Origin of the sequence: Polaribacter sp. (assembly GCF_965660385.1) — a bacterium.
Taxonomy (GTDB): Bacteria; Bacteroidota; Bacteroidia; order Flavobacteriales; family Flavobacteriaceae; genus Polaribacter.
Genome location: NZ_CBFHZT010000064.1, coordinates 1 through 11834, shown reverse-complemented (window position 1 = coordinate 11834; position 11834 = coordinate 1). Strand labels below are relative to the sequence as shown.

General features: G+C 30.0%; 11 protein-coding genes. 5 read left to right on the top strand and 6 right to left on the bottom strand.

Translation table 11 applies throughout. The features are described 5' to 3' along the window. Nucleotides 1-144: 144 nt before the first annotated feature. Complete coding sequence (locus tag ACTG3V_RS13740) at nt 145-738, top strand: CopD family protein (protein WP_439132743.1); 594 nt, start codon at nt 145-147, stop codon at nt 736-738. Nucleotides 739-820: 82 nt separating this feature from the next. Here ACTG3V_RS13740 and ACTG3V_RS13735 read toward each other — a convergent pair whose 3' ends face one another. Next, nucleotides 821-1999 (bottom strand): GlmU family protein, encoded by a 1179-nt coding sequence (locus ACTG3V_RS13735; RefSeq protein WP_439132744.1) that lies wholly within the window; start codon nt 1997-1999, stop codon nt 821-823. Nucleotides 2000-2267: 268 nt separating this feature from the next. On the opposite strand from ACTG3V_RS13735, the gene ACTG3V_RS13730 reads away from it, so the two are divergent. The 4 genes from ACTG3V_RS13730 to ACTG3V_RS13715 are packed head-to-tail and all read left to right on the top strand — an operon-like array spanning nt 2268 to nt 5992. After that, nucleotides 2268-2831: an acyl-CoA thioesterase gene (locus tag ACTG3V_RS13730; protein WP_439132742.1), complete on the top strand. Its 564-nt coding sequence runs from the start codon at nt 2268-2270 to the stop codon at nt 2829-2831. A 32-nt stretch (nt 2832-2863) separates the two neighbouring features. Continuing rightward, nucleotides 2864-3409, top strand: coding sequence for an NUDIX hydrolase (locus ACTG3V_RS13725; protein ID WP_439132741.1), 546 nt, complete (start codon nt 2864-2866; stop codon nt 3407-3409). Then, nucleotides 3409-5325, top strand: a complete 1917-nt coding sequence (locus ACTG3V_RS13720) for a DUF294 nucleotidyltransferase-like domain-containing protein (protein ID WP_439132740.1) — start codon at nt 3409-3411, stop codon at nt 5323-5325. Before ACTG3V_RS13725 ends, ACTG3V_RS13720 begins: the two co-directional genes overlap by 1 nt. 1 nt (nt 5326) lies before the next feature. Then, a complete protein-coding gene (locus tag ACTG3V_RS13715; RefSeq protein WP_439132739.1) occupies nt 5327-5992 on the top strand; it encodes a 3'-5' exonuclease in 666 nt (221 codons plus the stop codon). Nucleotides 5993-6235: 243 nt separating this feature from the next. Here the strand turns inward: ACTG3V_RS13715 and ACTG3V_RS13710 are convergent, their stop codons facing one another. The 5 genes from ACTG3V_RS13710 to ACTG3V_RS13690 all read right to left on the bottom strand — a co-directional run. Then, a complete protein-coding gene (locus ACTG3V_RS13710) occupies nt 6236-6580 on the bottom strand; it encodes a hypothetical protein (RefSeq protein ID WP_439132738.1) in 345 nt (114 codons plus the stop codon). Between the two features lie 23 nt (nt 6581-6603). Next, entirely contained in the window at nt 6604-7368 is a 765-nt protein-coding gene (locus ACTG3V_RS13705) for a DUF6503 family protein (RefSeq protein ID WP_439132737.1), read from the bottom strand. Nucleotides 7369-7429: 61 nt separating this feature from the next. Further along, complete coding sequence (locus tag ACTG3V_RS13700; RefSeq protein ID WP_439132736.1) at nt 7430-9196, bottom strand: ABC transporter ATP-binding protein; 1767 nt, start codon at nt 9194-9196, stop codon at nt 7430-7432. A 422-nt stretch (nt 9197-9618) separates the two neighbouring features. After that, on the bottom strand, nt 9619-11526 hold the full coding sequence (gene acs / locus ACTG3V_RS13695) for an acetate--CoA ligase (RefSeq protein WP_439132735.1): 1908 nt from the start codon (nt 11524-11526) through the stop codon (nt 9619-9621). A gap of 47 nt (nt 11527-11573) precedes the next feature. Then, nucleotides 11574-11834, bottom strand: a 261-nt coding sequence (locus ACTG3V_RS13690) for a DUF779 domain-containing protein (RefSeq protein WP_439132734.1), incomplete at its 5' end; no start/stop codon positions are given.

Here is an 11834-nt window from a genome sequence, read left to right as displayed (position 1 = left end):
AATTTGTGCTTAAAAAAGATATTAATAAATAACCGTCTGTTAAAATCTGTAATTTTCACTAAACACATTAGTTGTAGTGTTTTGAATTTCTTAAGCAGTAATTATTATTATACATGATTAAACAAACCACAAATTAAAAACAATATGGATTTTTTATACATAAAAGCATTACATATTATTTTTGTGGTTACTTGGTTTGCTGGGTTATTTTATATTGTTCGTTTATTTATTTATCAAACAGAAGCTGAAAACAAGTTAGAACCAGCCAAGTCTATTTTACAAACACAGTATAAATTGATGAGCAAGCGTTTGTGGTATATTATTAAGTGGCCCTCTGCAATTTTAGCCAGTATTTTTGCCTTTTGGATGCTGTATAAAAGTCCTTATTACTTAACAGAACCTTGGATGCATATCAAGCTAAGTTTTGTGCTTGCCCTTTATTTTTATCACGGTTTTTGTCAAAGAATATACACAAAACTTCAAAAAGATACCATCTCATATTCCGCTTTTAAACTGCGAATAATTAATGAAATTTCAACAATTTTATTATTTGCTATTGTGTTTTTGGTTACCGTAAAAAGTGCTATTAGTTGGGTTTGGGGTGTTGTTGGTATTGTATTGTTTGGGATATTACTAATGCTTTCTATTAAACTTTATAAAAGAATACGCGAAAAAAACTCTTGGGATAAAGCTGAAAAAGAGGTTTTAGAGGATAATAATATTCATAATGAAGAGTAAAATATTTTCACAAACTAATTAGAATTATTTTAATTGATTTATAGTATTACTTTTTTCTTACAAACCACACCCTAAATAAAACCTAATAATTTTTACGATATTGAGCAGTTTCTTCAAAAACATGCTGTAATATTCGTTGTTCAATTTCATCGAAAACTAAATTTCTTCGTTGCATAACCACACTAGCAACTTCAAACACTTTGTTGGTTTGGTATTCTGTAAAACCAGATGCACCACCCCAACTAAAAGAAGGCACAAAATTTCTTGGAAATCCGCTGCCAAAAATATTTGCAGAAACCCCAACTACTGTCCCAGTATTAAACATCGTATTGATACCACATTTAGAATGATCGCCCATCATTAAGCCACAAAATTGCAAACCTGTTTTTGCAAAACGACCCGTTTCATAATTCCATAATTTTACTTCAGCATAATTATTTTTTAAATTCGAATTGTTGGTATCTGCTCCTAAATTACACCATTCTCCTAAAACAGAGTTTCCTAAAAAACCATCATGCCCTTTATTAGAATACCCCATTAAAACAGCATTATTTACCTCTCCACCTACTTTACAATAAGGCCCTAAGGTAGTTGCTCCATAAATTTTTGCGCCAAGTTTTAATACTGAATTATTACACATTGCCAAAGCGCCTCTAACTACGCAACCTTCCATTATTTCTGCATCCTTGCCAATATAAATTGGTCCATTAGAAGCATTTAAAAAGGCAAAAGTTAATTTTGCACCCTCTTCTATAAAAATATTTTCTTTGTTGATACACTGCACAGTATCAGGAATAGGTTGCGAAGTTCTGCCCTCTGTAATTAAATCGAAATCTTGTTGAATAGCTTTATCGTTGAGTGAAAAAATATCCCAAGTATTTTGAATTTTAATCAATTCTTCATCAAATTCAATTTGAGTATAATTATCAAAATTTACTTCATCTTGAGAGTCAGATGTAAAAAAAGCAATCACATCATCACCTTTAAAAATAGCTTGGTTTTTAGATAAATTCATTATTTTATGTACCAAACTTTTTGTTGGGCAAAAAGAAGCATTTATCAATATATTTTCTGCCATTTCAACCATAGGATATTTTTCCTCTAAATATTCTTCAGTTATCGTGGTTGTAGTTAAACTCAAATGTTTTTCCCATTTTTCTCTAATCGTTAAAATTCCGATTCTTAGATCTGCAACAGGCTTGGTATACGTAAATGGTAAAAGAGAGTTTCTTACATCTCCATCAAATAAAATATAATTCATCTTTGAGGTTTTAACACTACACAAATGTACCTTAAATAACATCAAAAAAAAACCGATTGTAGTATTTACACTAGGTTTTTTATCCATAAAAGAAGAAAAAGTGTTTTTTTTGATACCTGTTTTTTTAGAATCTCCCATAAATCAATATTCATAGTTCTATAAAGTTTTATTAAAAAATACGCTAAAAGAAAGAATATTTTTAGCTTAAAAGTTTTATTTTTTTGGATGCAAGTATATCATCTGAAAAAAAGAATTGTATTTTTGATTTATGGCTGAAACAAAAAGAACATACAGGCACATTACAGAATCTCAAGTAATTATTACACAGTTAATGCTTCCATCACACTCTAATTTTAGTGGAAAAATTCATGGAGGACACATTTTAAACTTGATGGATCAAATTGCTTTTGCTTGTGCATCAAAACACTCTGGATACTATTGTGTTACTGCTTCTGTAAACAAAGTAGATTTTTTAAACCCTATTGAAGTTGGAGAGTTAGTAACCTTAAAAGCTTCTGTAAACTATACAGGGAGAACCTCTATGGTAGTTGGTTTACGCGTTATTTCTGAAAATATTAGAACAGGAAAAATAAAGCATTGTAACTCTTCTTATTTTACAATGGTAGCTAAAGATGAAAATGGAAAAAGCGCACCTGTTCCTGGCATTATTTTAACCAATAAAGAAGAAATAAGACGCTTTGCAAGAAGTATTGTGAGACAACATCAAGGTAGAAAAAGAACTTCTAAATTTAGCAGCAAAACGTTTAAAATAGAAGATTATAAACATCTTTTTGAAGGAAGTAACTCTAAAATTGAACTGAAAGAAAACTAACCTATTTGTTTTAAAATTAAACTGTCTTTACTTTGGATGAACTTATAGATATATTAACGCCAGAAGGAAAACCAACAGGTAAAACAGCCTTAAAATCTGAGGCGCATAAAAATGGATGGTTTCACGCTACTGTGCATGTATGGATTTATACAAAGGATAAAAAAATCTTACTGCAAAAAAGAGCGTTAACCAAAAAAGTTTTTCCTGGAATTTGGGATATTTCTGTGGCAGGACATATTGGTGCTGGAGAATCTATTGTAGCATCTGCAAAAAGAGAAGTTTTTGAAGAAATAGGTTTACAATTAGAAGCAGAAGATTTGATTAAGATTGGTACTAGAATTCATCAAGTACAACATGAAAACGGAATTCAAGACAACGAGCATCATCATGTATTTATAGCTGAATTAAAGGTAGATTTTGAATCATTAATTATGCAAGAAGAAGAAGTTGCTGGTTTGCGTTTGTTTGATTTATCTATCTTAAAGGAAACCAAAAAAATGGAAAACGTTTTATTATCAAGATTCCATGAATACTACTGTACAGTTTATGACGAAATTTATAAAAAATGTAAAGAATAATGAAAAATACTATTGCAGAACGTGTATATGATTTCCTGAAAAACTTCCCTCCTTTTAACTTACTTTCTAGCAATAAATTATATGAAATAGCTACACAAGTAAAAATTATTTATTTAGAAAAAGGGAAACTCGTTTTTAAAGAAAATGATGATTTACATAAAGATTTTTATGTGGTTAGAAATGGTGCAATAGGATTGTTTAAAAACGAAAAATCAAACAAAACTTTAATTGATATTTGTGATCCTGGAGATATTTTTGGTCTTAGACCTTTAATAAGCAAAGAAAATTATGCATTAAATTCAGTTGCTAATGAAGAATCAATTATCTACGGTATTCCTATAGAATATTTTGAAACAGTATCAGAAAATAATACCGAAATCAATAAATACCTCATAACTTCTTTTGCCTCAAAATCTTTTGACCCTTACACTATAGAAGAAAGTAGCAACGTTTTTACAGATTACATAGAAAAAAACACATTTACAGAATCTAACTTACAAACTTCTAATTACACTAAAAACCCATTAACCTGTAGTGCTCATACATCTGTAAAAGAAGCTGCAATAATAATGAGTAAAAGTAAAATTGGCTGTATTATCGTTGCTGATAATGAAAATTACCCTATAGGAATCATTACCAACAGTGATATTAAAAATAAAATTGCCACAGGTTTATTTCCCATTGAAACACCTGTTCAAAACATCATGTCTTTTCCTGTAATTACAGAAAATAAAAATATTTCTATTTTAGAGGCTCAAGTAAAAATGATAAAGCATAATGTTGGTCATTTATGCATTACAAAAGACGGAACAAGAAACTCTAAACTTATTGGTATTTTAACACATCATGATGTCTTAGTTTCTTTAGGAAACAACCCCACAGTAATTTTAAAAGAAATAAAAAAGGCAACAAGAACTAGAGAAATACGAAGAGCAAGAAATAAAGCAAACACTTTATTAAGGTTATATTTAGAACAAAATATACCATTAACACATATCTTAAAAATTATTTCAGAAATTAATGATGCTGTTACCATGAGAGTTATAGAGATTTCTATTGCTAAAATGGATACAAAACCTCCCGTAAAATTTTCTTGGTTAGCTACTGGAAGCCAAGGTAGAAAAGAACAGTTATTGTACACAGACCAAGATAATGCCTTAATTTTTGAAGATGTAGCAGAAGAAAAATTAAAAGAAACCAAAGCCTATTTTGTAAAATTAGCCCAACATGCTACAAAATCTTTACATAAAATTGGTTTTGAATATTGTGAAGCAGAAATGATGGCAAGCAATCTAAAATGGTGTAAATCTTTAACAGAATGGAAGGAACAATTTAAAGATTGGATTTTAAATACCGATGAAAAAGCCATTTTACTATCCTCTATTTTCTTTGATTTTAGTGTAGTTTATGGTGATGATGAACTGGGCAAAGAACTTTCTAAAAGTATATTTAAAACTGTAAACCAAACTCCATTATTTTTCACATTTTTGTGTAGGGATGCTGTAAAAAGTCCATCTCCTTTAGGTTTTTTTAAACAGTTTTTATTAGAAACAAATGGTGAAAATAAAGACTTTTTTAATATAAAAAGCAGAGCATTAATGCCTTTAATAGATGCTGCTCGGTTATTAGTATTATCTAACAATATTTTCGAAATTAACAATACAGGTTTACGTTTCGAAAAATTAGCAGAAATAGAACCTCAAAATAGAGAACTCTATAAATCTTGTTCTTATGCATTTAAAGCATTATTAAAATTTAAAACTAAACAAGGAATTTTACATAACGATTCTGGAAAATTTATAGAAATTGAAACCTTAACCAAAGAAGAAAAATTAAAGTTAAAACGCTGTTTTAAACCAATCAGAGATATTCAAGAATTATTAACCACAAGGTTTAACCTGTCTAGAGTTGTTTAAAATGAAGTTAAATTGGTTTCAGAAAAAAAATAAAACAACGCTTCCTTTTTTTTGGAAAGAGTATGAATTGCATATTCAAAACACACAAAAACTTCCTATCAAAGAAACTCGTTTTGTTACTTTTGATACAGAAACTACGGGTTTTTCTAAAAAAGATGATCGAATTTTGTCAATTGGAGCCATTTCATTAAAAGATAATATTATCAATGTAAATGATAATTTTGAAATTTATTTAGACCAAAAAATATTTAAACCAGAAACTGTTAAAATTCATGGTATTTTAAAAAATGGCGATATTAAAAAAGTAGATGAAATAACTGCAATTCAACAGTTTTTAAATTATATTAAAAATTCTGTTTTAGTTGGACATCATGTAGGTTTTGATGTTGGAATGATTAACGAAATGTTATTTAGATACGGATTACCAAAGCTAAAAAACAAAGTAATAGACACAGGTAATTTATACCGAAAATCGAAACATTTAGTGTATGAAAATGACCTAAAAAACTACACACTTGATGAACTTTGTGATGAACTAAATATTTCTAAAAGCGATAGGCATACTGCTAATGGAGATGCATACATTACAGCTATTGCCTTTTTAAAAATTATTTCTAAATTAAATTCAAAAAACAACTTGGTTTTTAGTGATTTATTAAAAAAATAATGGTTAGATAGTCCCATTCTTTTAAAAGGTTAAAAAGAAAAAGACCTTATCAAATTGGTGAGGTTTTAAATAAAAGTCAAAAATGTTCTATATGATGATTTAATAAGATACAATTTATTGATAAACCTCTTAATGGAATTCTTTTTTTAACTTACATCCAAAAATTTTAATACTCACAAGACAATTATAAAACTATTGGAGATAAATAAGATACATCAAATTTAATTTAACTAATTGAATTTTCTATTCATTTGTTGTCATAGCATGAATTAAAAAAGTAGCCCCAATACCATAAAAAAGAATCCAAAAAGCATTAAGAGCGTTTCCAGTAATTACAAATGCAACAGTAGCTATTAAAAACCAAACTGCTAGTATTATAAACCCTAATTTTTTATAGTTAAGATTTCGTTTTTTATTTTGTTCACTTTCATTTAATGAGATGTTAAAAGCAACTTCTTTAGCTATATTTTCTGGGAAGCCTTGTTTTTCTAACTTGGCATAAATTATTCCTTGCTCTAATTTTGAGCCTTTAAATTTTAGGGCTATTTTATATGCTTTTTCCTTTAGATGATTATAGTTATTTTCCATATTCTAAATATAATAAAAAAAAACTAATTATTTGGTTTCTCAAAAAAAGAAGCTGCTAATTTACCTTGACTCAATAATGGTAATGTAAATTCTAAAGGCGTTCCTTCAGCTTCTGTAAGATTTCCTTTTTCGTCTTTTTGATACCACTGAATTTCTTTTGGCAATAACAAACCATTTACATTTTCCCATGTATCATATTTTATCAAATTGTATGTATTACTTGGTTTTTTAGAGTTGAAAGTAACTGTGTAAGCCAACCACTCCATTTTGTAAGTTTCTGGGTTGTAATAAATAATATAATTATCATCTGGTGATGACCCTTTGTCTGCATCATAAGAAATTTTATATCCAGGATAATTTACTCCTTTAAAAACTAAATCTGCTGCTTTACTATAGGTTATGCCATCATCTGCTAGCACAAAAGGCATTGCATAGAAGTAAAAAAACAAATTATAATAAAAATTTTTATCACCTTTAAAACTACCTTCTTCAGTTTCGTCTAACCAAACTTCATTACCATCAAATCCTAAAGAATATTTAGGATGATTAATGACCGTTTTTCTTGTTTGTAAATCTACAGTATGCACTTCATCCCCTTTATTAAAGGATAGTACTTGTGCTTTTCTCCAAGCGTCGATTGCACCATGTTTGGTAAATACTTTTCCTAATTCATCTGGAAAATTATCTCTTTTAACCTCTTGAACCGCTTCTTTATTTGATGTTTTCTTAGCTTTATTTTTACAAGAAACTGCAATAATGATAATTATTAATAAGAGTATTTTTTTCATCCTGTTTGATTTTAGACTTATAAAGTCGATTTTCTAATAAAAATATTACACGAACAAGTAATTATATTTTAGACTGATAGGTAAATAAATCATAATACCTTCCTTTTGCTAGTATCAATTCTTCGTGAGTTCCTCTTTCTACTATTTTTCCTGCTTCAATTACTAAAATTTGATCTGCTTTTTTTATGGTACTCAACCTGTGCGCAATAACGATACTGGTTCTGTCTTTAACCAATTCAGATAAACTTTTTTGAATCAAAGCTTCACTTTCTGTATCTAAATTAGAAGTAGCTTCATCTAAAATAATAATTTTTGGATTGGCTAAAATAGCTCTTGCAATAGCCAATCGTTGACGTTGGCCACCAGATAATTTTACGCCTCTTTCTCCAATTAACGTATCTAAACCATTATCAAATCTGTCTGTAAATTCATTTACATAGGCAGCTTTTACAGCACTTTCTAATTCTTCTTCTGTGGCATTAGGTCTAGGAAATAGAATATTTTCTCGAATTGAACCTTCAAACAAAAATTCATCTTGCAAAACCACCCCCAAATATTTACGATAACTAGACAGTTTTACTTTTGATATATCTTGATTATCAATAGTAATTGTACCCGATTTCGGATTTAAAAATGTTGCTGTTAAGCTTGCAATGGTAGATTTTCCAGAACCAGAACTCCCCACCAAAGCTGTTACAGAACCAGCAGGAACTTTAAAGTTGATGTTATGCAATACTTCTTTATCTTCTTCATACGCAAAGGAAACATCATCAAAATTAATTTCTCCTTTTAGCTTATTTAACTCTATTGTTCTATTTTCATTATCTTCTTCTGCAGCCTTGTTCATCAATTCTTCAGTCCTATCCAAACCAGCTAATGCCTCTGTTAATTGACTACCAATATTACTCATTTGCACAATTGGGGCAATCATAAAACCAAGTATTAAAGTAAAAAACAAAAACTCTCCAGTGGTCATATCGCCTTGAATCATGTAATAACCTCCAATTCCCATGATTCCTGTAGTGGCAACACCTATTAAAAAAGTAGACGAGCTTGTCATTAAAGCAGTTGCTGTTAAACTCTTTTTTACATTTTGATAGAGTTTATCTACACCATTTTCAAAAACTTTATTCTCTTGCTCTTCTGCATTGAAGGCTTTTATCACTCGAACGCCTGCCAAAGTTTCTGTTAATCTTCCTTTTACCTCTGCATTTATTTTTCCTCGTGTTCTAAAAATTGGACGAATAAATTTGAAGGCTTTCAAGGCAACAAATCCAAAAATGGATATAGGTAAAAAGACGAATAAGGTCATCCAAGGATTGAGGTTTATTAAAATAATTAAAGAAATAATGGCTGTAATTGTACCACCAACTAGTTGCACCAAACCTGTTCCTATCAAGTTTCTAACACCTTCAACATCACTCATAATTCTAGAAACTAATGCTCCCGATTTTGTGTTGTCAAAAAAAGAAATGGGTAAAGACAATACTTTTTTTTGTACTTGCGCTCTTAATTCTGAAATTAAATATTGTGCTTGTACACTTAAAATTCTTGTCAGTAAAAAAGAAGTTATTGCTTGTACTAAAATTGCCCCTAAAACTATAAGGATTAAAATTTTAAGTTGCTCAAAATTTTTATCAGGTACCACCTCATCTAATAAAATTTTACTTTGCCATGGTAAAATTAAACCCGCTAAACTTCGAATTACGATTAAAACTAAGCCTACAAATACCAAATTTCTTCTTGGCCAAATAATTGTTTTAAAAGCTTTACCAATAGAAACTTTTCCTTTCTTTTTGTTCTTTTTTGATTCTTTAAAATGTTGCATAAATAGTTTTGAGTGTAATCATATTTGTTGAAGGTCAATTAATATGCCATTGCTAAAAAATATGACATATTTACAAAGTTACAATAAACAAAAAGACCCTTCAGGTTTTGGAAACCTGAAGGCTCTGGAATAAAGAATAAATTCCTTTTTTAAATTATTAGTTGGTTTATAAAATAGCTTGCGTGAGCGATTGCAATGGCATCCTTTTTAAGCCAAACTCGTTTCAGTATCTCTAATAAAAAATAAAATCACCTTTAAAAAACATGCAGATGTTGAAATAAATTCAGCATAAAAAGATATAGTGGAAAGCGCGGTTTTTGTTTTTCACAAAAACACGTCCTAAATAAAAAATACCTATAAGGTTTTTGAAACCTTGCAGGTAATTTCTATAATAGACTGAATTAAGTTTAATTTAACTAATCTTACAAACGCTCATCAATAATACTTTGTACAATTTCTGGGTTTAGCAATGTAGAAACATCACCTAAATTATCTAACTCATTTGAGGCAATTTTACGTAAAATACGTCTCATAATTTTTCCTGAACGTGTTTTTGGTAAGCCTTCTGTAAATTGCATTTTATCCAATTTGGCAATGGGCCCAATTTTATCAGAAATCAATTGATTGATTTCTTTACTTAAATTGGTATGATCTCTACTTTCTCCTAAATCTTTTAAAGTGATGTAACCATACAAGGCACTACCTTTAATATCATGAGGAAAACCTACAATAGCAGATTCTGCTACTGCTGGATGCTCATTAATGGCGTCTTCTATAGGTGCAGTTCCTAAATTGTGTCCAGAAACTATAATTACATCGTCTACTCTACCTGTAATTCTGTAATACCCAACCTCATCACGTAAAGCACCATCACCTGTAAAATAAGCGTTTTCGTAGGCAGAAAAATACGTTTCTTTATAACGTTGATGATTTCCCCAAATGGTTCTTGCCATACTTGGCCAAGGATATTTAATACACAACCTACCTTCTACTTGATTTCCTTTTAATTCTTTGCCATTTTCGTCCATTAAACAAGGCTGAACACCAATAAATGGTAAGGTTGCATAAGTTGGTTTTGTTGGCGTTACAAACGGAATTGGCGTAATCATCATTCCACCAGTTTCTGTTTGCCACCAAGTATCTATAATCGGACTTTTCTTTTTACCAATCGTATCATTATACCAGTGCCAAGCTTCTTCATTAATAGGTTCGCCTACAGAACCTAAGACTTTTAAAGAAGATAAATCGTATTGATCTACCAATTCTGTACCATGTTTTGCCAAAGCTCTAATAGCTGTTGGTGCAGTATAAAACTGATTTACTTTGTGCTTTTGAATAATTTCCCAAAAACGACCAAAATCTGGATAACTTGGTACACCTTCAAACATTACAGTAGTTGCTCCGTTTGCTAATGGACCATAAACGATGTATGAATGCCCTGTAATCCAACCAATATCTGCAGTACACCAATAGACATCATTTTCTCTATATTGAAAAGCATTTTTAAACGTATATGCTGTATAAATCATATAACCAGCTGTAGTATGCACCATTCCTTTTGGTGACCCAGTAGACCCTGAAGTATATAAAATAAATAACGGGTCTTCTGCTTCCATAACCTCAGCTTCACAAACTGTAGATGCTTGGTCTAATAAAGGTTGTAACCATTTGTCACGACCTTCTTTCATATAAATATCTGAGTTGATTCTTTTAGCTACTAAAACAGTTTCTATAGATGTGCAAGATTCTAAAGCTTCATCTACAATCCCTTTTAAATCTATGGTTTTAGAACCTCTGTAAGAACCATCAGAAGTAATTACCATTTTACAGTTTGCATCGTTTATTCTTGTTGATAAAGCTGTTGCAGAAAAACCTGCAAAAACTACAGAATGTATGGCGCCAATTCTTGCACAAGCTAACGTTGCTATTGCCAATTCAGGAATCATAGGAACATAAATACAAACTCTATCTCCTTTTTTAATACCATTTTCTTTTAGCACATTTGCAAACTGGTTTACCTTTTCAGAAAGTTGATTATAAGTAATATGTTGCGACTCTTCATCTGGATTGTTAGGCTCAAATAATAAAGCTGTTTTATCTCCTCTTGTAGCTAAATGTCTGTCTATACAGTTTTCTGTAATGTTTAATTGGGCACCTTCAAACCATTTTATTTCTGGTTTAGAAAAATCCCATTCTAAAACTTTATCCCATTTCTTTTTCCACACAAAATGTTCTTCTGCAATTTCTTCCCAAAAAGTTTCTGGTTCTCTAACCGAGTTTCTGTAAACGTGATAATATTCTGGAAAGTTTTTAATATGATAATTACTCATAAGATTGGTTAATTGGTTTTTAATATTCTCAGCAATTTAACATATATCTATTTGATATTAAAAAATTCAGTTTCTTTTTTTGTTAATAATCTAGAATGAATAATAAAACGAACTCCTAAAGGAATTTCTAGGGAGAAACTAGCCCCACGTCCTTTTGTGATGTCTATCGTTAGATGGGTATGTTTCCAATACTCATATTGATCTTGATTCATGTAAAAAGGCACATTTTCAATAATTCCTAAAAAAACATCACTTTCATCCAAATACATTTCTTCTTTCTCGAAAATCATTGGAGAAGAACCATCACA

What these genes read in the sequence shown, in the direction of transcription:
- ACTG3V_RS13705 (WP_439132737.1), bottom strand. Translation starts at nt 7,368, where the DNA reads ATGAAAAAAATACTCTTATTAATAATTATCATTATTGCAGTTTCTTGT.
- ACTG3V_RS13730 (WP_439132742.1), top strand. Translation starts at nt 2,268, where the DNA reads ATGGCTGAAACAAAAAGAACATACAGGCACATTACAGAATCTCAAGTA.
- ACTG3V_RS13735 (WP_439132744.1), bottom strand. Translation starts at nt 1,999, where the DNA reads ATGAATTATATTTTATTTGATGGAGATGTAAGAAACTCTCTTTTACCA.
- ACTG3V_RS13700 (WP_439132736.1), bottom strand. Translation starts at nt 9,196, where the DNA reads ATGCAACATTTTAAAGAATCAAAAAAGAACAAAAAGAAAGGAAAAGTT.
- ACTG3V_RS13710 (WP_439132738.1), bottom strand. Translation starts at nt 6,580, where the DNA reads ATGGAAAATAACTATAATCATCTAAAGGAAAAAGCATATAAAATAGCC.
- ACTG3V_RS13740 (WP_439132743.1), top strand. Translation starts at nt 145, where the DNA reads ATGGATTTTTTATACATAAAAGCATTACATATTATTTTTGTGGTTACT.
- acs (WP_439132735.1), bottom strand. Translation starts at nt 11,526, where the DNA reads ATGAGTAATTATCATATTAAAAACTTTCCAGAATATTATCACGTTTAC.
- ACTG3V_RS13715 (WP_439132739.1), top strand. Translation starts at nt 5,327, where the DNA reads ATGAAGTTAAATTGGTTTCAGAAAAAAAATAAAACAACGCTTCCTTTT.
- ACTG3V_RS13720 (WP_439132740.1), top strand. Translation starts at nt 3,409, where the DNA reads ATGAAAAATACTATTGCAGAACGTGTATATGATTTCCTGAAAAACTTC.